Annotated in this window: 21 protein-coding genes; 1 reads left to right on the plus strand and 20 read right to left on the minus strand. The window is 47.0% G+C overall.

The window, feature by feature from the left end:
• Nucleotides 1-94: 94 nt before the first annotated feature.
• From gluQRS to BLR65_RS13805, 18 genes are all read right to left on the minus strand, one after another.
• Nucleotides 95-1,042, minus strand: coding sequence for a tRNA glutamyl-Q(34) synthetase GluQRS (gene gluQRS, locus BLR65_RS13715; RefSeq protein WP_245692779.1), 948 nt, complete (start codon nucleotides 1,040-1,042; stop codon nucleotides 95-97).
• Nucleotides 1,035-2,321, minus strand: a complete 1,287-nt coding sequence (gene uraA, locus BLR65_RS13720) for a uracil permease (protein WP_093794751.1) — start codon at nucleotides 2,319-2,321, stop codon at nucleotides 1,035-1,037. Before uraA ends, gluQRS begins: the two co-directional genes overlap by 8 nt.
• A gap of 115 nt (nucleotides 2,322-2,436) precedes the next feature.
• Nucleotides 2,437-3,336 (minus strand): radical SAM protein, encoded by a 900-nt coding sequence (locus tag BLR65_RS13725; protein WP_245692780.1) that lies wholly within the window; start codon nucleotides 3,334-3,336, stop codon nucleotides 2,437-2,439.
• A gap of 45 nt (nucleotides 3,337-3,381) precedes the next feature.
• Nucleotides 3,382-3,996: a nucleotidyltransferase family protein gene (locus BLR65_RS13730; RefSeq protein WP_093794753.1), complete on the minus strand. Its 615-nt coding sequence runs from the start codon at nucleotides 3,994-3,996 to the stop codon at nucleotides 3,382-3,384.
• Nucleotides 3,993-4,739 (minus strand): selenium cofactor biosynthesis protein YqeC, encoded by a 747-nt coding sequence (gene yqeC / locus BLR65_RS13735; protein ID WP_093794754.1) that lies wholly within the window; start codon nucleotides 4,737-4,739, stop codon nucleotides 3,993-3,995. The genes BLR65_RS13730 and yqeC overlap by 4 nt, the downstream gene beginning before the upstream one ends.
• A 1-nt stretch (nucleotide 4,740) precedes the next feature.
• Nucleotides 4,741-5,529 carry a selenium-dependent molybdenum cofactor biosynthesis protein YqeB gene (gene yqeB / locus BLR65_RS13740; protein ID WP_093794793.1) on the minus strand — a complete coding sequence of 263 codons (789 nt, stop codon included), beginning with the start codon at nucleotides 5,527-5,529 and terminating at the stop codon, nucleotides 4,741-4,743.
• A gap of 82 nt (nucleotides 5,530-5,611) precedes the next feature.
• On the minus strand, nucleotides 5,612-6,952 hold the full coding sequence (locus BLR65_RS13745; RefSeq protein ID WP_093794755.1) for a nucleobase:cation symporter-2 family protein: 1,341 nt from the start codon (nucleotides 6,950-6,952) through the stop codon (nucleotides 5,612-5,614).
• A complete protein-coding gene (locus BLR65_RS13750) occupies nucleotides 6,921-9,233 on the minus strand; it encodes a xanthine dehydrogenase family protein molybdopterin-binding subunit (protein ID WP_093794756.1) in 2,313 nt (770 codons plus the stop codon). Before BLR65_RS13750 ends, BLR65_RS13745 begins: the two co-directional genes overlap by 32 nt.
• Nucleotides 9,234-9,237: 4 nt before the next feature.
• Nucleotides 9,238-9,684, minus strand: coding sequence for a (2Fe-2S)-binding protein (locus BLR65_RS13755; RefSeq protein WP_093794757.1), 447 nt, complete (start codon nucleotides 9,682-9,684; stop codon nucleotides 9,238-9,240).
• Complete coding sequence (locus BLR65_RS13760; protein ID WP_093794758.1) at nucleotides 9,675-10,478, minus strand: FAD binding domain-containing protein; 804 nt, start codon at nucleotides 10,476-10,478, stop codon at nucleotides 9,675-9,677. Before BLR65_RS13760 ends, BLR65_RS13755 begins: the two co-directional genes overlap by 10 nt.
• 352 nt (nucleotides 10,479-10,830) lie before the next feature.
• Nucleotides 10,831-11,592: a sulfite exporter TauE/SafE family protein gene (locus BLR65_RS13765; protein WP_093794759.1), complete on the minus strand. Its 762-nt coding sequence runs from the start codon at nucleotides 11,590-11,592 to the stop codon at nucleotides 10,831-10,833.
• Between the two features lie 239 nt (nucleotides 11,593-11,831).
• The gene (locus BLR65_RS13770; protein ID WP_093794760.1) at nucleotides 11,832-12,689 is read right to left on the minus strand and encodes an NAD(P)-dependent oxidoreductase; all 858 of its coding nucleotides are present in this window, start codon (nucleotides 12,687-12,689) and stop codon (nucleotides 11,832-11,834) included.
• A 48-nt stretch (nucleotides 12,690-12,737) separates the two neighbouring features.
• Nucleotides 12,738-13,952 (minus strand): diphosphate--fructose-6-phosphate 1-phosphotransferase, encoded by a 1,215-nt coding sequence (locus tag BLR65_RS13775; protein ID WP_093794761.1) that lies wholly within the window; start codon nucleotides 13,950-13,952, stop codon nucleotides 12,738-12,740.
• Nucleotides 13,953-13,986: 34 nt separating this feature from the next.
• Nucleotides 13,987-14,841, minus strand: a complete 855-nt coding sequence (locus BLR65_RS13780) for a class II fructose-bisphosphate aldolase (protein ID WP_093794762.1) — start codon at nucleotides 14,839-14,841, stop codon at nucleotides 13,987-13,989.
• 125 nt (nucleotides 14,842-14,966) lie between these two features.
• On the minus strand, nucleotides 14,967-15,734 hold the full coding sequence (locus BLR65_RS13785) for a GntR family transcriptional regulator (RefSeq protein ID WP_093794763.1): 768 nt from the start codon (nucleotides 15,732-15,734) through the stop codon (nucleotides 14,967-14,969).
• A 362-nt stretch (nucleotides 15,735-16,096) separates the two neighbouring features.
• A complete protein-coding gene (locus BLR65_RS13795) occupies nucleotides 16,097-17,113 on the minus strand; it encodes a zinc-dependent alcohol dehydrogenase (RefSeq protein ID WP_093794765.1) in 1,017 nt (338 codons plus the stop codon).
• Nucleotides 17,114-17,127: 14 nt separating this feature from the next.
• Nucleotides 17,128-18,447: an MFS transporter gene (locus tag BLR65_RS13800; protein ID WP_093794766.1), complete on the minus strand. Its 1,320-nt coding sequence runs from the start codon at nucleotides 18,445-18,447 to the stop codon at nucleotides 17,128-17,130.
• A 323-nt stretch (nucleotides 18,448-18,770) separates the two neighbouring features.
• Entirely contained in the window at nucleotides 18,771-20,327 is a 1,557-nt protein-coding gene (locus tag BLR65_RS13805) for an ABC-F family ATP-binding cassette domain-containing protein (protein ID WP_093794767.1), read from the minus strand.
• A gap of 419 nt (nucleotides 20,328-20,746) precedes the next feature.
• Here BLR65_RS13805 and BLR65_RS13810 point away from each other — a divergent pair, with 419 nt between their 5' ends.
• Complete coding sequence (locus tag BLR65_RS13810) at nucleotides 20,747-21,913, plus strand: ABC transporter substrate-binding protein (protein WP_093794768.1); 1,167 nt, start codon at nucleotides 20,747-20,749, stop codon at nucleotides 21,911-21,913.
• A gap of 123 nt (nucleotides 21,914-22,036) precedes the next feature.
• Here the strand turns inward: BLR65_RS13810 and BLR65_RS13815 are convergent, their stop codons facing one another.
• Together BLR65_RS13815 and BLR65_RS13820 are read right to left on the minus strand one after the other, a co-directional pair.
• A complete protein-coding gene (locus BLR65_RS13815) occupies nucleotides 22,037-22,795 on the minus strand; it encodes an amino acid ABC transporter ATP-binding protein (RefSeq protein WP_093794769.1) in 759 nt (252 codons plus the stop codon).
• A gap of 12 nt (nucleotides 22,796-22,807) precedes the next feature.
• Nucleotides 22,808-23,461 (minus strand): amino acid ABC transporter permease, encoded by a 654-nt coding sequence (locus tag BLR65_RS13820; RefSeq protein WP_093794770.1) that lies wholly within the window; start codon nucleotides 23,459-23,461, stop codon nucleotides 22,808-22,810.
• Between the last annotated feature and the right edge of the window lie 3 nt (nucleotides 23,462-23,464).

Below are 23,464 nucleotides of genomic sequence, written 5' to 3' on the forward strand. Positions count from 1 at the left end.
GCAATTCCCGTCCTCCAAAATAAAAGGCAGCCCTAATATCTCAACAGGCTGCAGTTTGCATACGAATTGGATTTTTTCTGTCATTAATGCTTTTTTATACAGGCAGCGGACAATCAACCACAACCGGCCCTGACGGCATCCTAGCAAGCGCAAAGCTGCCGACAAGCTCTGCTGCCTTGACCGGCTGGTATTGATCAAGCAGCCCGGCCTTCCAAGCCAAATAACCGATAATGGCTTCCGGCTTAACCCCCTGTGAGCGCAGCGCCGCAATCGACAATGCCTGCTGCCGTTTTGACAGCCGGTAGCCCTGGTTGTCGATTAGCAGCGGCACATGGGTGAATACCGGAGCTTTCAAACCCAGCAGCCGGTACAGCAGCAACTGGCGCGGCGTGGAACGCAGCAAGTCGTCCCCGCGTAAGACATGGGTAATCTGCATAGCGGCATCATCCACCACAACCGCCAGTTGATAGGCGTGAACCCCGTCGGAACGGCGTACGACAAAGTCGCCAACCTCCCGGCTGATATCCTGGCTAATCCAACCGGCATGCAGGTCAGTAAAAGAAATTTCACCAGGCGGCACAGCCAGGCGAAGCGCCGGCCGCCGTTTTGCTCGCCGGGCCGGGTCGATTGTTCGCTGCCGGCAGATACCGGGGTAAACGCGTTCCTGTTCGCCGGCATGCGGCGCAGAAGCCGCCAATTCAGTCCGGGTACAATAGCAGGGGTATACCAGCCCGGCCGCATCCAGCCGCTCAAGCGCCGCCTGATATAAGCCACGCCGTTCATCCTGGCAATACGGCGCATACTTTCCGCCGCTATCCGGCCCCTCGTCCCAGTCAAGCCCCAGCCATTTCATTTCGGCGATCAGAGCTTCACTGTAGGCAGGACGTGACCGGTCAGGATCAAGATCCTCAATCCGCAGAACCATAGTGCCGCCGGCGGCACGAACCTGCAGCCAGGCCAGCAGTGCCGTCCAGGCATTTCCCAAATGGATTTCTCCGGTAGGACTGGGGGCAAACCGGCCCCGTATGGCCCCATTAGTCAAGATAATCCTCTCTACTCTGTGTATCGGCCGGATCACGATCATTGGTAAGGCCAAGCAGATCAAGAATTCTAAACGTTAAGCCCAGAATAATGGCCACAATGGTCGCCAGCGCCATGCCTTTGAGGGTAACCGACCCAAAGGTCATATGCGCGCCGCTGACGCCGATAATCAGCACAACGGCTGTTAGAATCAGGTTCCGGGAGCGATTATAATCCACTTTGGATTCCACCAGAATACGCACACCGGAAGCTGCAATCACACCGAACAGCAGGAGGGATACGCCCCCCATAACCGGGGCGGGGATGCTTTGAATCAGAGCTGCCAATTTACCGACAAAGGAAAGAACAATGGCAATAACAGCAGCAAAACCGATTACCCATACACTGTAGACCTTGGACAAGGCCATAACACCAATGTTTTCTCCATAGGTAGTATTGGGTGTCGAGCCAAAAAAGCCTGATATCATGGTTGATATGCCATTTCCCAGCAAGGAGCGGTGCAAGCCGGGCGATTTTGACAAATCACGGCCCACAATATTGCCGGTCACAACCAGATGGCCGATATGCTCGGCAATAACCACCAAAGACGCAGGAATAATAATGAGGATGGCCTGCAGATTGAATTCCGGCGCATAGAAGGTGGGCAGGGCAAACCACGGTGTTGCGTAAACTGTTGCCAGATTTACTATTCCAAAGGCCAAAGCCAGAATATAACCGGCCGCAATGCCGATTAAAATCGGAATAACGGCCATAAAGCCGCGGAACAATACGGAACCAAGAATGGTCACCGCTAAGGTGAAGAGGGAAACCGTGATCGCGATAGGATCCGGTGTTTTGGCCAGCAGGCCTGCCATCTCAGCGGCAACCGGTGCCAGTTCCAGCCCGATGATAGCCACAATGGCGCCCATGGCGGCAGGCGGAAAAACAATATCTATCCACTTGGTGCCAACAATACCAATACTCAAAGCTACGATGGAAAAAATAAGGCCGGTGGCAATAAAACCGCCGAGAGCGGCATTATAACCAAATTGAGGCAAAACTAAAAATACCGGAGATAAAAAAGCGAAACTTGATCCCAGATAGGCCGGAATCCTGCCTTTGGTAATCAATATGTAGAGCAGTGTGCCGATACCATTCCACAACAGTACCGTGGCCGGGTTAACTTTAAATAAAATAGGCACAAGTACGGTAGACCCAAACATGGCAAACAGATGTTGCAGACTTAACGGCAATGTTTCAATCAGTGGCAGCTTTTCTTCAACCTGAATTATTCGTCGCATAAAACCCCTCCTAATTCATCAATAATTCCATTCATAGCTGTTAAAGCTTTCATCATTTTAATCCCTGGGACAGCCTTTGTCAAGATATGGAATACCTTGACAGAAAAAAGACGTTTCATTCGACATTATTATAAGGGTCCCAGTCTGTCATCCGGCTCAGCCGGGTTGCCGCGGCCTTTAGTTCCTGCAACAGTCTGTCCTTATCCTTGGGCAAAGTCCCCGCCAAGGCAACATAATTAGAACTATGCGTGCTGCGAAACAAACAGTGATGGCCTTGCGGCAAACAAATATGACTGACAAACTGATAAAGTTCGCCCATAATCGCTGCCGGTGACAGGGGCGCAAACTCACCGCGTTCATATTCGGTTAACAGTTCACTGCCACGATATAGCATGAGTGTCAATGCGCTTAGCATCTGTGGTTGAATAGCATTAACTGCTTTGGCCGTATTCAGCGCATGACTATCGGAATGAGCCTGACCGCCCAGACCGGCAATGACCATAACCGACAGTTTTATACCGGCCGCGACAATACGTTGACCGGCGGCAATGGCCTCCGCCGTCCCCACTCCCTTGTTGATTCTCTGTAAAATCAGGTTATCTCCTGATTCCAGACCGTAATACACCAGCTTTAACCCGGCCTCACGCAACGCAGCAAGCTCTGCCGGTGTTTTATTTAACATATCCTTGGGACCGGCATAGCAGGATACCCGCTGCAGGCGGGGAAACGTTTCCCGCAATGCCTGCAGTATGGCAAGCAGTTTATCTGTCGCTAAGACCAGCGCGTTGCCATCGGCTAAAAAGATGCGACGGATATGCGGGGCATATGGTCTGGCAGCGTCAATTTGCGACAGAATTTCCGGCAGCGGTCGAGCCCGAAAAGCGACCGTGCGGTACATCGTGCAAAATGAACAGGCATTGTGCGAACAGCCGATGGTTACCCGCAAAATAAAACTGTGCGCCTCACTGGGCGGACGAAATACCGGCCCCTCAGCAGTATCAAAATACAACGTCATCGCCTCTTATTCTTAATTATACCAAGCAAAAAATACCGCTATCCGTCAGCCCCGCTTATTGTCCAGAAGGTTTTTGAGCTGCCGATATTCGTTTTCCGTATCCGCATCATAAAAACATGCCGGTTCCGGCCATTCTACCTCAATAACGTGAGCCGGATTGGCGCGCATAATCTGCCGGCCGCCGGTGTCGCCGGTTAAAACAGCCAACTCCGGGCGCCAATAACTGCCAAACAGCACCGGGCTATAGCGCTGCCCCTGCTGGCAGGGCACAATAATCACCTTAGTACTGCCTGCCTGAAAGAATTGGGCAATGAGGCTCTCAATCAGTGCCAGGGATACGAGCGGCTGATCACCTAAAAAAAACATAATTCCCGCAAGATCACCGCTTAAATGCCGCAGCGCCAGGGTAAGCGAGGTGGCCTGTCCCTCCAGCCGCTGCGAATTATACACAGACCGGATTCCCCGCTGTTGGCACAGAGCGGCCAATTCCGCTGCCGGCTCACCGATAACGGCCATACAGTCACTCCAGGGGACTTTGTGCACCGTATCGAGCACATGTGTTAACAAGGGCCGTCCATTTAGCGGCAGCAATAACTTTTGTTTTCCCATCCGGCTGGCGGTTCCCGCCGCCAAAATCACTGCACCCAGCCTGTTGCTCACAGCACAAACACCGCACTCGCCCGCATCGCGTCACCATATCCGGTTGCTGCCACTACCCGCTCAATGCCCACCTGAGCCGCCTTAACATAGCCGGCTATCTCTTTCACGGCCTGTCTGGCAACCGGGCCTTGATTTCCGCTCAGCAACAGCACCTTGGTTCCTCTGGCATATTGGAAAATTCCCTGTGGATGAACAGCCAATCGGGCTATGTCCTGCCAGGTGATTCTGTCTCCCGGCTGCCGCTGGATAATTGCGGTCACCAATTCCAGCCGGTGCGTGTTCTCCGGCGATAGCATTTGGCCCATAGCGCCGATATTTAATACCCCGACAGTCATTGCCGTACGTTCGGGAATAACCGGCTCACTGCAAGACGGAGCTTTAAGCAGGCAACGGCGTGCGCCGTCGGCCTCGACCAAAATATAAGCGTCAGGCACACAAACAGCCAGTTTGTCCACCCATTCCGGCGGCAAGCCGATTATTTTTTCTCTGACTTGCCCGGCAAACCAGGCCACCCTCGGCTGTTTGAGCAAAAGCTTTGCAACCTCAGCCACCCCGTCGCTGCAATGATCAAGCATGACCAACGCATAATTGTCTACCTGGCGGCAAAACATCTTGGTTGTACTTGTAACCACAACAGCCCCGTCCAGTTCGGCGGCCAGCGACTGCACTACGGAAGTCTTGCCGCCTGCCCCCACACAGGCCACTACCCCGGGCTGTTTCAAACCTAATGCGTCCTTCAGCATATTACCCCCTTCTCAGATGCAGCAAGGCCTCCAGCACCCCGCCGCCGATGGCCCGTGCCTTATCGGAAATGGTAAAGCAATGTTCCCGCCGGCAGCGCGGGTCAACATCGCCAATTTTTAACCCTTGGGATACTGTCAACCCTGCCTGAATCAAACCGCGCAACACCCCGGAAATTGTAACTTTGACAGGCGTTTCCCCCACATGGCCGACAATTTCACCGGCTGATACCTGATCACCAATTGTCCGGCAGGCCATAAACACACCGTCCGCCGGTGCCTTGATCAGACGTTCCAGCGTATAGCCGTCCACGTCGCCGGGGATACCGGTGTTGTCAATTGCCGTTCCCCGGTAAATTACCCGTCCCAAATCGTGACCGCGCATGGTTTCAATAACAGCATGTACGTCAGTGCCCGCTTCAAAACCGGGGCCTACGCCAATCACCACCGGCGCGTCAGTTAGCCTGGTGCCGGTATTGCGTTTGGCAATAATCGCATCCACTACGGCTTGCGGCTTGAGTTCAGCCACACAGGCAGCAGCCTCATCAACCACTACCGGAATAAAACCGGCAGCCAGTGCCGCCGGCACTTCCCGCAGCGCAACCAAGCGGGCCGCCACGTTTTCAACAACCGCCTGACCATTCGCTACGGCCTGGGCAAAGGCCACCGTACGCCGAACGACCGTTGGCCGTGGTATTTCTGTGATAACAACAGCAAATCGACTCTGATACAAGCGGTGAGCAATACCGGTTGCAATATCACCGCCCCCTTTAAGAATGACTAAATCGCGCATGCTGACTCCTATAATAATTAATCTGTAAATAAATAAGGGCGGCAACCACATTAAGCAGTTGTCGCCTCTATTGTTTCGCCATTTAGCCAATGTATTCCTGCTTGCCAATATCAGCTTTGGCCGGTTGATCAGTACCATTTAGCACTGCGTTGAGAAGGATGGCCGCCACACTGCCGGCCGTAATGCCGCTGTGGAGAATAACCTGCGCCCAGCTAGGAAAATTTTGATAGAAGTTAGGCACAGCCAGCGTGATCATCCCCACACCCAAACTAATGGCAACCACCATGATATTATGGGTACCATCAAATTGAACCTTGGATAACGTTTTGATGCCACTGGCAGCTACCATGCCAAACATGGCAATACCGGCGCCGCCCAGGACCGGGTTGGGAATAGCGGAAATAATGGCGGCCACCTTGGGGAATAATCCCAAAACAATGAGAATTATGCCGGCTGCAGCCACAACAAACCGGCTCTTGACTCGCGTCAAACCGACCAAACCGACATTCTGGGCAAATGCAGTATAGGGAAAACTGTTCAAAATACCGCCCAGAATGGTGGAAAAGCCATCGGCACGCAGCCCCCGGGTCAGGTCTTGCTGGGTAATAGGCTTTTGAATGATTTCACCCACGGCAATACAATCGCCTGTCGTTTCCGTCATTACAACCAGCATAACCAGCACCATGGCAATAATGGACGCCGCATCAAAAGTCGGCAGTCCGAAAGCAAACGGCGTGGTAATTCCCAGCCAGGCAGCAGTGGAAACCTGCGAAAAATTGACCATGCCAAACGGGATAGCGATCAGCGTGCCGACGATAAGTCCCAAAAGAACGGCAATATTACTTAAAAAACCTTTAAAATAGCGATAGAGAAATAATACAAGCACCAAGGTAATCAATGCCATACAAATATACGGAAAGGCAGCAAAATCCTTAGCGGCCGGATTCCCTCCGGCGGCCCAGCGGACAGCGACCGGCATAAGCGTAACCCCAATAATGGTTATGATAGTTCCGGTCACGACCGGTGGGAAGAAGCGGATAAGACGGCTAAAATAAGGACTCATTAAATAGGTAACCAGACCGGCCACCATAATCGAACCGTAAATTCCTGTCAGTCCATGGGTCTTGCCGATAATAATCATCGGTGTCACCGCGGCAAATGTTACTCCCTGAATAATCGGAATTCTGATACCCATATTCCAAAAGCCCAAGGTTTGAATCAGCGTCGCAATGCCGCAGGTAAATAAATCAGCGTTAATCAGGTAAATTAGCTGTTCTTTGCTTAAGCCCAAAGCATTGGCAATAATAAGCGGCACAGCCACCGCTCCGGCATACATTGCCAGGACATGCTGCAAACCATAGGTAAAGAGCTGACCCAACGGCAGCATTTCATCAACCGGATGTTTCATCTGATTGTTTTGCATGAATCATAGCTCCTTTCATTCCCATAAATACTTTTTCCGGAGTAATCGGCAAACTGGCGATACTGACGCCCACAGCGTTGTAAATTGCCTGCGCAATTGCCGGCGACGGTGTATTGATGACTACTTCACCAATGGACTTGGCACCAAACGGGCCGGTCGGCTCATAGCTTTCTTCAAAGGCCACGGTAATTTTGCCAACATCTTTCCGGCAGGGAATCTTGTATTGCATAAAATTATTGGTCTTCATCCTGCCGCGATCGTCATAGCGGACTTCCTCATACATGGCCATGCCGATACCCTGGGCTATGCCGCCTTCTACCTGGATCTTAGCCAGATTGGCATTAAGCACGGTGCCACAATCGACAACAGCTACGTAATTGATAATCTCAAATTTGCCGGTTCCCGGATCCAGTTCAATCTCCACAAAGCCGGCCACAAAAGGCGGTGGCGATATGGGTGAACCATAGGTGGCATTGCCCACCAACTGACAGTTTCCCGTCCCCACAACCAGCAATTCCGCCAGTTTTTTAATGCTGATCTCCCGGCCTGACGGGGCGGTAAGCTGCTGTCCGTCAAATTGAACTTGTGCGGGAGCAACTTCCAGCATGCGTGCGCCTTGGGTAATGATTTGCTTTTTCAGGTCCTCCGCGGCCCGTAATACGGCCATGCCGGTCACATAGGCCGTACTTGAGGCGTAAGAACCGGGGTCATACGGGGAAATATCCGTATCGGCAGCATGGACAATGATCTTTTCCGGCGGCATAGCAAGCACCTCGGCCGCAACCTGCGCCAGCATGGTATCACTGCCTGTCCCCATATCGGTTGAACCGATCAGCAGGCAATAGCTGCCGTCCTCGTTCAGACGAACGGAGGCGGAAGCCGTATCAATCCCGGCAATGCCGGACCCTTGCATGGTAACAGCCATGCCGACGGCGCGTATATTGCCGTTGGGCAATTGTTTACGGGGATATTTATCCTGCCAGCCGATCAGTTCTTTGCCTTTTTCAATACAACGATCTAAAGCCGAGCTGCCAAGCACATTGCCATGAAAAGCAAGGGAGGTCTCGCCTTCTTTAATTAAATTTTTCAGTCTTAGTTCGGCGGGGTCCATGCCAAGCTTGGCCGCCAGTTTGTTAACAGTCGATTCCAGGGCAAAGGTTCCCTGTGTAGCGCCATATCCTCTGAGCGCCCCTGCCGGCATTTTATTGGTATATACGGCATGACCATGATAGCGAACCGCCCTGGTTTTATTATATAGCGGCAATGTCTTATCGCCGCATACGGCAAAAGTAGTTGGCGCATGTTCGCCATAGGCACCGGTATCGGACAAATTCTCAATATCCAGAGCGCGGATAACCCCTTCCTTGTCGGCGCCCAGCCGGACCTTGAGCCGCATGGCATGACGGCTGGTAGTGCAGCTAAAAGTTTCGCTGCGGTTATAGATATAAAAGGCGGGTTTACCGGTCTTAAGGGTAACCAGTCCGGTAAATACTTCGCCTGACCCCGTCTGCTTGCCGCCGAAGCCGCCGCCAATCCGCGGCTTGATAACCCGCACTTGACTGGCCGGCAATTCCAGCGCCCTCGCCACCTGCCTCTTTATATGGAAAGGAACTTGCGTGGAACTAACAACTACCAGCCGGCCGGTATGGTCAAGATAGGTAAACGCGCGGAAAGTTTCCATCATCGCCGGTGCCTGCGCCTGTGTATAATAGGTTTCTTCAATAACAATGTCGCATTTTTTCAGTTCCTGCTCGACATCGCCTTCTGCCAGGATATGTGAAGAACAGATATTGCGCGCCTTATCCATGCCGATATCAAAATTGCAGGAAAGATCCGCTTCCGGATGAACAACCGAGGCATGGCCAATGGCTTGCTCAAACTCAAGCACCGGCTCAAAAACCTCATACTCTACTTTAATTCGCTTCATTGCCGCATTGGCAGCCCGTTCGTCAGCAGCGGCAATAATAGCCACTTCATCGCCAACATACCTGACGACCTGGTCAAGAATCAGCCGGTCATAAGGCGATGGTTCGGGATAGGATTGCCCGGCCAGCGTGAAGCGCACCTGCGGCACATCTTTATAGGTAAGAATGCATTCGACCCCTTTGACCGAGTGCGCTTTTGTTGTATCAATAGACTTGATTCTGGCAAAAGCATGGGGACTGCGCAGAATTTTTACCACCAGCGCATTGTCCGGCGCTAAGTCTTCCGTATAGACAGGCTTGCCGGTACTGATGGCGAGAGCATCTGTTTTGGGCAGGGCTTTACCGACATACTTCATGATCCTACACCCCCAGGTATTTCTTGACTGCCCTGAGCTGCCCCTGATAACCGGTACAACGGCACAGGTTGCCTGTCAAGTAATGAATCATATCTGCTTCTGTGGGATTAACCAATTCCCGCTTCATCGCCAGTACAGTCATGATGAAACCGGGACTGCAATAACCGCACTGGTCCGCTCCCTCTGCCGCCATGAATTGGGCAAACTCTTCCGCCTCGGAGCGAAGGCCCTCGATTGTCGTAATATGCTGGCCAGCAGCACGAAAAGACAGCAGCGAGCACGACAGGGTCGGCTTCCCGTTAAGCCAAACGGTGCATAAGCCGCAACTGGAAGTTTCACACCCTCTTCTAACGCTATATAAGCCCTGTGCGCGCAGCGTGTCCACGAGAAAATCGTCAGGCTGAACTTCCAGGGTAAATTGCTGATGATTAATGATGACTGCTATTTGCATGCTGCTACCTCCGCGATGGCCCGCTTAATAAGAGTTTCAGCCACAGCCTGGCGGTATGCGGCCGAGGCCCGCCGGTTGCTGCCAAAAGGCAGCTCACTTACTGCCAGCCGCGCTGCCTCTTCCGTGACAGCGGCAGTAATCTCCTGGCCGGCATTTTCCAGCCGGGCGGCAGCCTGCGCCGCCAGCTTGGCACGGGTCGGCCTCGCCCCCACAGCAATCCGCCACTTGCCGTCAAGCCGGGATACGGCGACTGTCAGCAAAGGATAATCGGCCGCTGAGTTGCGCAAAGCCTGATAAGCCGCATGCCCGTTACATTTGCGAATGATGACTTTGGTTAGTATATCCTTGGTGCGGGGGCTGTCCAAAAAAGCGATTAAGCTCATCCGCCCGCCTTTCACCAATTCAACTTCGGCATCAAGCGCCAGCAGAGCGGTGAGAAAATCGGAAAAACCGTAGCGCATAAAAACAGACGCGCCAACGGTAGCGATATTGCGAAACTGCACACCGACAATATTGGCCACTGCTTTGGACAACAGACCGGCTCCGCAGTTTTTTACGGCGGCGTGGGTTTCCACTTCCCGCAAGCTGGTCATAGCCCCGATTTCAATGGTGCTACTGTGTTCCGTAATATATTGTAAACCCAGCTTCGACAAATCCACCCCCACAGGAATGGTTTGCGAGCCCAGTCTGAGATAGGCACAGCCGCCAAGTATGGTATTGTTTCTTTTTTCCGTTACTAGTTTGTAAGCAGCTTCCAGTGTATCCGGTTGCGCTACTGTACGCAATGTGAACAATTTCCATCCTCCATAACCGAACGTTCGATATTTTTTTTAACTCATAGTTCGAATTATACCATAGCCGCGCGCCTGTCGAAAAGACATTTTTTATGGAAAAAAGCCAAAAAACTTCTACCAATAACCAACAATACATCGGACTGTGATAACAGTCTCTTTTTTTCTTTTTCCACAAAGGAAACTCCTGCCTTGTATTTTATGGCAGGAGTTTCCTAGCTCTATCTTTTACTGTGTATCTACTCGGGTTTTTGTTCCCTTAATGAACTGGCACCAAATGTCATGAAGAAGTAAAATTACCTTATATTATATTTACTGACGAGTTCTCTAAAACGAGCATACTTACTAAATGGTACTATTTGAGCATGAAAATTCCTGACAATAACAATACAATATAGACAAGTTTAATAAAAGTTTCTCCCTTAATGTTGTTATGCGCATAGTTTCCAAGAAGTGTACCCGCTGCTAAAAATGGCAGCGTCCAGAAAATCAAATCCAAAACAGGCCCGGCCATTACGCCTGTTCTAATGTTATTAAAAATCATAATTAAATTAAGAGTAACCCACATTGCACAAAGAGTAGCCCTAAAGTTGCTTTTATCCGGCAAAGCCAGCGAAGCATATATCACCACAAAGGGACCGCCTGAACTAAAAGCCCCGTGCATAATCCCCCCCAAAAACAGCAATACATTCAGTAAGTATTTTTTAACTTTCGTCATCTTATTCATATCGTTGTTTGCATTAGTTTTTTCGTGCTTGGAACCATAAGATATATACAAGCCTCTCAGTGCTACAACGATCATAAAGACTCCCAGCATGGTTTTCAATACTTTTTCCGGCATGCTCGTAAATAACCACATTCCTATCGGCAGTCCGAGAATAACGAAAGAAATTATTTTAATATATTCTTTCCAAATAATCTTTTTGAAATCAATTACGACAATATAAAAACACAGTAACCATGCTAATACGATAAGAACAGGCACAGCGACATTTATACCTGCTAAAGCAATACAAAAAGGAAGAGCCAGAACCGTACAGCCAAACCCCGTTATTCCCTCCATAAAATGGGTTGCGAGGACTACTATCCCAAATAAAACTACACTTAATACATCCATGGAATTCTCCTATCTTCGTTTTTCTGTCATCTATATACAACGTGCTAAAGAATTTTGCAAACTTCTTTAATGCGGAATATATATCTCGTAACAACTTTTAAAATATTTAAACGCTAAAGCCCCTCCGTTCATAAAACATACCCGGAAGGGCTCTTATTGCATCTAACAAAAGCTACAATGATTCATTTTCCGCCGACCGCTTTTCAATTCCAATCAAAAAAAAGCAACTTTTAAATCTTTTAAAGAACTTTATATACAGCATTGCAATCTTCTCTACCCAAACCTTTCTGCTCGGCTTGCTCGTAGAATTTCTTTGCTTGTTTGGTAAATCTGGCGTCATATCCCCAACTATCAGCCATTTCACAGCCTAAGCGGACATCTTTAAGGGCGAGACTAACGCCAAAGCGATTAGCAAAATCATTGTTTACAATCCAGGGTCCTCTCACCTGCAGCTGGAAGGAGTTTGCTCCGGTTTCAGCCAGCAGTTCCAAGAATTGTTTAGCATCAATACCGGCTTGGTTCCCCAAATGCAGGCCTTCCGCTAAAACCGCAAGATTCGTCATCCCAATCATATTACTAATAACTTTAAAGGCATAGGCCTGTTTTACCCCTCCTAAATAATGCACGGGAGCTCCTACTCTATTTAAAATAGGAAGCACTTTTTCAAAAGTTGCTTTATCTCCCCCGGCAAAAATGGGTTCTTCCGCTTTTTCCGCCTGTGCCGGTCCCTTACCGAGGGGGCAACCGACAAAACCAACTCCTCTAGCTTTTGCAAAATTCTCTATTTCTTCGGCAGTAGTAGGGTCAATTGTGCTAACATCAATATAAATACTGCCTTGTTTCATTTTAGTTAACAAACCATGCTCAGACATCATCACTTCTTTAATATGCACCGGTAAAGGAAGACTTGTAAAAATTACATCACAGTCAGCCATATCTTCAGCCTTGGCAGCCGCACTGCCGGTAGTTCCCGCAGCTAAAGTCCGTGCTATCGCATCATTATTTAAATCATATACCAATACATTTTGTCCTGCCCGAATTAAATTTCTCGCTAAAGGTCCTCCCATTAAACCCAATCCAATATATCCGATTTTCATGCGCGCTCCCCCTCATGCTATTAAAAATATAAACGCAGTCCATTTATGTTAGCGAGGCCTTTCATAGCCGATATCTCTCAATGTTAAATACGAGTAGTCCCAATCCCCAACTGCTAAACGTAGCCATTCCAAAAAAGCCGGCGTAACCTGTTTAGTATGCTTATCATAGTATGCAGTTGGCACACTTTTTTCTTTTCCCCCCACATCGCTAAGCGGTAATAAGGAATAGGTATCTTCACTCATTCCATAACAAACCATACTGTCATCGCAACCATCCAAAAACGCGTTCACAGCTAATTGACCAATAGTATAAGCCTCTTTTTCATCTACGGGGGACCGGGAAAGCTTAAAGCACCGCTGGGCCATAGTCAAATCTTGCGCCCTGGCCCGAACATCCAGCCTGTTATTTACCAAGTCAGCCAGATAATTTGCGGCCCCACCATAAATGCGACTGCCATTATCCAATTCGGCAAAAGGAGATGCCCCTACCGGCGTTCCGTCCTGATACTTTACTCCCTCGCCAACAACAGCCACCACAAAGCCGTATTTTTCATATGCCCGCTTTATTTCCGAAATAAATTCATTTTCATCGAACGGCTGCTCAGGTAAATATATTAGATGCGGCGATGCGGCCGGATGATTTTTAGCAAGTCCTGCGGCAGCTGCCAACCAGCCTACCGACCTGCCCATTACCTCAATGATACGCACTTGTTCAAAAGTTTTCATCGCTTCTAAATCAATGCCAATATCCCGAACAGCTTGGGCTACGTATTTTGCTGCGCTGCCAAACCCAGGAGTTCGTTCCAACCCAACGATATCATTATCAATGGTTTTGGGAACACCTAAAACTTGTAATGCTGTATTTTCCATTTTAGCAGCTTCACTAATGATATGAGCGGCAAACATAGTTCCATTGCCGCCAATTAATAATAAGCCCTCTCCCCCAAGTTTTTTTATAAGATACGGAATTTTTTTTAAGATACTCGCTGTTAATTGCAAACGGCTTGACCCCAGAAAAGCTCCCGGCGTTGAATATAAACGTTGTATGGTCTCTGCGTCAAGCCCACTTAAATCAACTATATTGCCAGCTAATAATCCTTCAAAAGCATTTACCAAACCTAAAACTTTGACCTGATTTTCCTGGCATCTACTAACAATTCCAGCTAACGTACAATTTATAACGGCACTTGGCCCGCCTGTTTGGGCAACTATGATTGTTTTGGGAATTTTCCCATTCTCCCTTTTATGTAAAACTTCTTGCATAAATATTGACCTCCACGTACGCGCAGTATACCCTTTATTTCAAATACTCCCGCCATTGCTCCGCAAAGAACTTTAAATCTTTTTCGGCGACTTCTGCCACTGCCTGCTTTATCGCTTGCGGGATGCCAACCAAATCATAAGCTTCTTTGTTTTCGCTATGCAGCTTGGTGAAAGTATCCATAAAGGCACACTTAACCTCCGTACCAATGTTAACCTTTTTAATCCCAAGGTCAATTGCTCTGGCAAACTGCTTTTTCTCTATTCCCGTGCCGCCGTGAAGGACAAGGGGAGTCTGGGTCAATTTTGCGCTTTTTTCCAAAATGCCAAAATTTAAATTAGGTTTTCCTTTATATAACCCGTGAGCATTGCCGATAGAAATCGCTAAGGCATCCACTCCCGTGAGATCAGCAAAACGAGGTACGTCATCCGGATTAGTCATTTTAGAACTTACGACCCCTTCACCATCTTCCACACCGGCCAGGGCACCAATTTCCCCTTCAACAGACACACCCACAGCTTTAGCTACTGTTACTACTTTTTTTGTTAACTGAACATTTTCGTCAAATGATAAATGCGAACCATCAATCATTACCGCACTAAAACCAAGGCGTATCGCCTTCATGCAGCTTTCAAAGTCTTTTGCATGGTCAAGAAATACCACTACCGGTACTTTGGCTTTATCAGCCAGCCTGACCATAAGCCTCCCAATTTCCTCATTGCCCTGTTTATTAAGTACAGGTGCCCCTATCATAGCAATTACCGGCAAGCCCGCTTTTTCAGCACCGTTCATGATACCCTGCGCAGTAAATAAGTCATATGTGCTGAATGCCCCTATTGCCCCCCTGTCGTGACCTGTCTTAAGCACTTCTCTCAGTGTTGCAATTGACATAGTAACCCTCCGTTTTTTTATAATAAAGTTCTCGTAAAATATATTCTATAAGATATATTTGAAGGTAAAAAAAATAAAAAAAGCTTCACTAAAAATTGCGTTTCCCCTAATCTATATATACATTCTTAGGGAACAATAATCATTTCTCCATTTGGCCGATCATTATGCAGTACAACTTGGTAACGATAACGGTCAGATCTGTATATGTTATAAGAAAATTCCACCAGTTCGTTTTCCACATAAGCAAAACGTTCCATGATTAAAACAGGATCTTTCTTTTTTATTTGCAAAATATGCGCTACTTTCTCAGAAGCCGCGCCTGCCGAAATAGTTTGATCTGCCTTTGTTAAATTTAAATTCAGCTTTTTTGCGGCCATTTCATACAAACCTTCTAAAGCTAAGTCATCTTCTAACATCTTCTGTCCATATTTAGCTCGCCAAAAACTTTCCACATAAACTAACGGCTTGTCATTGCACTTATGTAACTTCTCAAACATGACTAATTCATTTTCTTGAAAAGCCTCCAATGCCGGAAATTGATTAAGTAACTTAGAATTTACGCTTACTAATTTAGATGAAAAAATTTCGGCACTGGGAATAAACCCTTTAGCCCGTATTTCTTCGAAAAAGCCGGTAAGTCGACCTAAAGACTCGTTTAGTTGTTCTTTTCTTATAAATGTTCCTTTTCCCGGCTTACGTTCCAGCCAGCCCTCTTTAACCAATTGCTTTACTGCCCGGCGGACAGTAGTGCCACTTACATTATATTTTTCCATAATTTCTCTGTCAGTCAGAAAAATATCATCAATACTCCAATGACCTTTTTCAATACAATTACGTAATTCATTGGTTAGCTGATAATGTAGCTGTACCGGAACTTCCTTATCAAGCGACATTCGGCAATCTACCCTTTCGTTTCTCACATATCTGCATTTATTATAAATCTTTTATACCTATTTTAACACAAATTACTCATTATGTGAAAACGGGGAGAAACTGTTTGCTAAGACGCCTACAATCGGAAAACAAACAGGTGCCTGCCACGGCCAATGTGTTGGATCTCCCTGCCATATATATTGCGTATTATTTTTTTTCAAGCTGCACATTTCCGAGCCTTTTGACTTTACCGAAATGGCAATGCAATCGTTCGCTAAATCGATAACCACTTTACTAGCCTCCAAGTCTCCAGTAAATACCCGACTGCCTGAAAATCCATAAATAGATTTTCAGGCAACAAAGTATGCTAATAAATTGTGTGTTATCCTTTTTTAACTTTTACTAATACTTTTGTCCCTTTTACGCCGCCCAGAGCTTCCTCAAAAGCTTCCTGAATTTCATCTAAAGAGAATAGTTTATCTGAAACAATCTTACGCAATTCATTTTTGAATGGCGATGACATTATTTGCGCAGCTTTTTCAACATCGGATTTAACGTACATCTGGCTGCCGATCACCATTATTTCCCGCTTGCATAATTCAAATAGATTAACTTCTTCACTACGGTCAAACGTTCCCAAAATAACTAAAACTTCCGGAGCCGGGTCACAGGTAATTATTGAATTTAAAACAGCTTTGTTACCGGTGCATTCAAATATCACAGGCCGCATTCCGCCCAGGGAAATATCCTGCACGCTTTCATGTACTTGCAAGCCTAATTTTTCTGCTAATTTTTTTCTTTGCTTATTTACTTCCACGATATGCACTGTCATATTATGAAACTGCTTTAAATATAAGGCTATTGCTAGTCCAATCGTTCCTGCCCCGGTAATAATAGCCTGCGAGGCTTTATAAGGTACTTGATTTAATAATGCCACACTATGTACCACAACCGCCATCGGTTCTAGTAAAGCTCCGTCAATTGCATCGCATCCTTCCGGCAACCGCACTAGATTTTCTATCGGCACAGCCACTTTATCGGCAAAGCAGCCTGGCATTTGGAACCCGATAACCCGCCGATTTACACATAAATTGGGATAACCGTTCTGACAATACACGCATTCCTGGCAACCTACCAGCGGCACAATAGCAACTTTATCCCCAATTTTGAAATCGTGGTTACCCTCAGAAATATCCACAATAATGCCGGAGGCCTCGTGTCCAGGGGCAAAAGCCGTCGGCGGCTTAACTTTGGGATGTTTTCCCAAATATACATGCAACTCTGAACCACAAACGCCGCAAAATTCCACATTGATGATTGCATACCCCGGCGTGCGGGTCACTTCCGGTACTTCTCTTATTTCCATAACTTTAGGTTTGGCAATTATTGCCTCACGCATAATTATCCCCCCGTTCAAATACTCGCTTCTTCGTCTTCCATTTCCGATACGTCTTTCTTAAAGGTTTCGGCTGCCAGATAAGTACAAATAAAGGACAATAACGATATCACACAGAGATAGCCGGCTACATGCCAGGGCTGACCACCGCCGGTAGCCAATAAGGTTGTAGCGATTAACGGTGTAAATCCGCCAATTATTGCTGAGCCTTGATAAGCAATTGATAATCCACTGTATCTTACTTGCGTGCCAACCAATTCAGAGAAAAATACTGACTGCACGGAAAACATCAACGTCGGTCCAAATGTATAACCTAAAATAATAGCTATCCATAATATATTCATGTCCTTCATGTTAACCAGATAGAAAAACGGAAAGGCAAACAGTGTTAAAAATCCAGCGCCCGCCATATATACTGGCCGGCGACCAATTTTATCCGAAATATAACCAAATAGCGGACAGATAAACATACCAATAATAGATGCAATCAATATGCCTGTTAGCGCATCATTTTTCGACATTCCCAAATTATTGCTGATATAGGCAATACAAAATGCATTTAAGATATTGGAAGATACGGTTTCCCCTAGACGTGCGCCAAAAGCAATCATGATGTTTTTAGGATATTTCTTAAATAACTCAAACAGAGGAATCTTCGAGCCCTTGTTCTTTGCTTTCATTTTTTCGAATTCAGGGGTTTCCGATACATTCGAACGAATAAACACGCCGAGAATCAATAACACAACACTAATTAAAAAGGGAATCCGCCAGCCCCAGCTTAATAAGTCGGCTTCCGGCATCTTACTAATGATTGCAAATACACCTGTAGCTAACAATATTCCCCCCGAAGTAGCAGACTGAGGTAAACTTCCCCAAAAGCCACGCTCGCTACGGGGCGCATGCTCGATTGTTATGAGTGCTGCGCCGCCATATTCACCGCCAAGGCCAATTCCTTGCAGGATACGCATTATCGTCAACAAAATTGGTGCCCATATGCCAATCTGATTATAGGTTGGTAATAATCCAATAAAACAAGTACCAAGTCCCATAATCATTATCGTCATAATTAAGATTTTCTTGCGGCCTATTTTATCTCCGTAATGTCCAAAAATAATACCGCCTAGTGGTCTGGCAACAAAACCGACGCCGAAGGTAGCAAAGGCTAAAATTGTTCCCATTACCGCATCCATTTGTGGAAAAAATAATTTATTAAACACCAAGGCGGACGCTGTTCCATAAATAAAAAAGTCATACCATTCCATTAAGGCCCCTGCATAGCTACCAAGAACAACTTTCATCATTTGCTTTTTGTTCGCATTTTGTTGTTGATCATCCATTAACCCTGCCCCCTTTTTGTAGTTTTTCCTTTTATCGAAAAGCTTGTTCGTATAATGTCTAAAACATCCCCTCCCAAGTCTAAATTGTTTTTATTTTTGCATTTATCTGTCTATATTGTATCTTATATAATATAACCTGTCAAATATATTTTGTAAGATATATTTGACAGGTTATATTATTTGATGATTGGATCTTTGTTTTCACTGATTTTGTTATTGGGGAAATGTTACTAATCTCTTAATAATTTGTTATGCAAAAAAGCCATTCCAAGATTGGAATGGCTTTTTGAATAAACTAGTAAAACCCAGGAATACATGAGTAGCTACACAATCTTTGTCGTCCAGTCCTCCACGTTCCAGACAGCCGTAACCCAATCCTCATAAAAATCAGGTTCGTGCGACACCAGGAGAACCGTACCTTTATACTCGACAAGTGCCCGTTTTAATTCGGCTTTGGCCTCAACATCCAGATGATTGGTGGGTTCGTCCAGCACCAGCCAGTTAATGTCTTTGAGCATAAGCTTGCATAACCGCACTTTGGCATTTTCGCCACCACTTAACACCATCATTTGACTGGTGATATGCTCGTTTGTCAAACCACAGCGCGCCAGTGCGGCCCTTACTTCAAAATTAGTCAAACCGGGGAACTCGTCCCATACTTCTTCCATGGCAGTCCGGCTGTTATTACGGCTGGATTCCTGTTCAAAGTAGCCGGGCTGCAGATAGTCGCCCAGTTCAACCGTACCGGCAACAGGCTGGATAAACCCCAGCAAGGTTTTCAATAATGTCGATTTCCCCAAACCGTTAACGCCTCTGATGGCTACCTTTTGCCCGCGTTCAAGCACAATATCCACCGGCTTGGTAAGCGGCTCATCATAGCCCAGCACCAAACCCTTGGCCTCAACGATAAACCGGGCAGGTGTCCGTGCCTCGCGGAACTGGAAGGTAGGTTTCGGCTTCTCCCGTGGCTTTTCCAGTATTTCCATTTTATCCAGTCGCTTTTGACGGCTGTTCGCCATCCCCCGGGTCGCAACCCGCGCCTTGTTGCGGGCAATGAAGTCCTCCAGACGGTCAACCTCTTGCTGCTGCCGTTCGTAGGCTTTGGCCTCCTGGCTCTTGCGCATAGCATACATTTGCCGAAATTGCTCGTAGTCACCCGTATAACGGGTAAGTATAGCATTTTCCACATGGTAGATGACGTTCACTACTTCATTCAAAAACGGAATATCATGGGAAACAAGAATAAAGCTGTTTTCGTACTCTTTGAGATAACGCTTCAGCCATTCAATATATTCAAAGTCAAGATAGTTTGTAGGTTCGTCCAGAATAAGAATAGTGGGATTTTGTAAAAGCAGCTTAGTTAAGAGCACCTTGGTGCACTGGCCGCCGCTTAAATCAGTCACATCCCGTTCAAGCCCGATATCCCCCAGCCCCAAGCCATTCGCCACTTCCTCAATTTTGGCGTCAATAGTGTAAAAGCCGCCATGTTCAAGCATGTCTTGGATTTCGCCGACTTCTTCCATCATTTTTTCTACTTCTTCCGGAGAAGCTTCGCCCATTTTATCATACAACCCCAGCATCTCGGTTTCCATGTCAAACATCTTTTGAAAAGCTTCCCGCAATACTTCACGGATGCTTTTTCCCTTAGTCAAAACAGAATGCTGGTCAAGATAACCGACAGTAACGCGATTAGACCACTCCACTTTGCCTTCATCCGGTGTCAATTGGCCGGTAATAATATTTAAAAAGGTTGATTTTCCTTCGCCGTTAGCCCCAACTAGACCTACATGTTCACCTTTCAACAGGCGGAAGGAAGCCTCCGTAAGGATGGCGCGGGCACCAAAACCGTGAGATACATTATCAACAGTTAAAACACTCATTTTTTGCTCCTTAATTAAATATGTAGCAATACCTTTCTATTTTAGCGTAAGGTTCCCATAACTGTCAAAATCCTTTTTTATGTCTATTTTTTTGTTTTTACTCTGTATTGTTCCTATAATTAGGGATTTTTGTCCTCGCCGTCAACAAGGAATGCCCCAGATAAACAGGCCTAACCGCTATAACATTTTCACCAATCGACAATTATTTTGTTTTGCCCATTGCTGCGCATATTTTGCGGATTGTATACTTTTTTATTACAAGTCCTTTCCTATTGCACCAGTTTACATGTTAGCGTTATAATTTTACCATATTCAGCAATATGCTAATTTAATTATGTGAGGTGGAGACAAATGTTTAAAAAAATAGAATAATTTTACTATTTTTCCGTTATTTTTTAATAATGCATAGGAGGGTAATAATGGTAAAGAGATTTCGTTACATTGGTTACCTTGTACTTATTCTTATCCTAATTACCGGTCTGGTTGCCGGCTGCGGGAGCAGTGAAAGCAAAGACATCAAAATTGGTATGGTCTACGAGTTAACAGGTAATACGGCTTCTTACGGAACTTCCGCCGCCAACGGCGCCAAACTGGCTTTCAAAGAAATCAACGCCAAAGGGGGCCTACTGGGAAAACAAATCCAGTTGGTTATTGCCGATAATAAAGGTGAACCTTCCGAATCAACCAATGCTATGTCGAAAGTAATTACCCAGGATAAAGTAATCGCAGTTACTGGCTTTACCGTCAGTTCCTGTGGAATTGCCGGGTCGGCTGTGGCCGAAGCCAACAAAATTCCTTTTGTTGCCGCCGCCACTGTCAACCCCAGAGTTACCATCAATGATCAAACCGGTAAAGTAAAAGATTATACCTTCCGGGCTTGCTTTATTGACACGTTTCAAGGCACAGTGGGTGCCAACTTCGCCTTAAACAGCCTGAAAGCCAAAAAGGCCGCCATTATGACGGATAATTCCAGTGACTATAGCAAAGGGTTAACCCAGATTTTTAAAGAAACCTTCCTGGCAGGAGGCGGCCAAATCCTTGCTGAAGAGGCCTACCTCCAGAAAGACCAGGATTTTAAATCCATCCTCACCAAAATTAAAGCCCAAAGCCCTGATCTGATCTACATTCCCGGCTATTATGAAGACGTCGGCAAAATTGTCAAACAGGCGCGCGAGCTGGGTATAACGGTGCCGATTCTGGGAGCAGACGCCTGGGATTCGCCTAAATTAGTGGAAATTGGCGGTCCGCAGCCATTAAACAATACATACTTTACGAATTTTTATTCCGTAGAGGATAAAAACCCCACCTCCAACGCTTTCGTGGAAGCCTACAAGCAAGAATACGGTCAAATCCCGGATTCCATGGCGGCCATGGGTTATGATGCCGCCTATCTGCTGGTTGACGGCATTACCCGCGCGAACAGCACTGATCCCAATAAAATTCGTGAGGCGCTGGCCGCAACTCAAAGCTTTAAAAGCGTAAGCGGCGAAATGAAATTAAACGCTACGCACGATGCTGTCCGCGGCGTAGTCATCATTGAAATGAAAGACGGGAAGCAAGTTTACAAGGAAACGATCAAACCGTAAAGCTTTCCCGCTTCTTTGAATGAATCCATTGGCCAAACAAAAAAGCGAGACTGCTCATGTGTTCGCAAATCACTGTGAACCGTCCAGGCAGTCTCGCTTTTATTTATATAGCATCTAAAAAATTTACAATACCTTGTTTAAAAAGGCTTTTGTCCGCGGCTGCGACGGTGAGCCAAAGATGGTTGCCGGCAGCCCTTCTTCCACAATTTCACCGTTATCCATGAAAATGACCCTGTTGGCCACCTCCCGGGCAAAAGCCATTTCGTGAGTAACAACAATCATAGTCATATGTTCTTCCGCCAGCTGGCGCATGGTTTTCAGGACCTCGCCGGTAAGCTCCGGGTCAAGCGCCGATGTCGGCTCGTCAAACAGCATAATATCCGGATTCATCGCCAGTGCTCTGGCAATGGCTACCCGTTGCTTTTGGCCGCCAGACAGCCTGGACGGATACACGTCCCGTTTTTCCGCCAGTCCGACCTTGCGCAGCAGATCCTCGGCCTTAGGCACAATCGCCTCTTGCCTCATGCCTTTGACGGTAATGGGTGCTTCAATGAGATTTTCCAACACGGTCAGATGGGGAAATAAATTAAATTGCTGAAACACCATTCCCATCCGCCGGCAGATTTTTCTAACCTCCGTCTCGGCAGCGTAATTGACTTTCCCCTCACCGTGATCAGTCGCCAACACATCGCCTTCAATTTCGATAGTTCCCCGGTCAATGGTTTCCAGCCTGTTCAGACAGCGTAAAAACGTACTTTTCCCTGAGCCCGAAGGACCGATAATGGCAATTACCTCGCCTTTGTCCACTGCCAGTGATATGCCTTTTAGTACCTCAAGTTGATTAAACTGCTTATAAATAGAAACTGCTTTAATCATATTCATAACCATTTGCTCCTACTCGTCATATACGGCATACTTCTTTTCCAGCTTTTGAAACACCCAGGTGAGCACCAGGGTCATAATCAGATAAAAAACAGCAGCTACAATAAAAGGCATGGTATTAAAATCACGCTGGACAATGGCCCGGGTCGTTCTCAGTAAGTCATTCATTGCCAAAACGTAAATCAGGGAGGTATCTTTGACCAGGGTGATGGTCTCGTTGCTTACAGGCGGCAGCACTCTTTTTATTACCTGGGGTAAAATAATCCGGCGCATGGTTTGGATATAGGTCATGCCGAGAACCTTTGCCCCCTCATACTGGCCGCGGTCAATAGACTGAATGCCTGCCCGGAATATTTCGGCAAAATAGGCGGCATAGTTAAGCACAAAGGCCAGCAGCGCAGCCGGAAAATCCGACAGCCGGATGCCAACATACGGCAAGAACGGCAGACCGAAGTAAATAAATAAAAGCTGCAGCATCAGGGGCGTTCCCCGAAAGAGCCAGATATAGACGCCAACAGCCCCGCTCAAAGTCCTAAACCGGGAAATACGGGCCAAGGACAACAGCAATCCTAGTGGCAAAGAAAGGACAATGGTGGCAAAAAACATTTGCAGCGTCACAACCGTGCCTGCCAGCAGCGGCGGCAAAATTCCTAATACATAGTCCATTTA

The organism is Sporomusa acidovorans (genome assembly GCF_900101845.1).
In the GTDB taxonomy this organism is placed as follows: domain Bacteria; phylum Bacillota; class Negativicutes; order Sporomusales; family Sporomusaceae; genus Sporomusa; species Sporomusa acidovorans.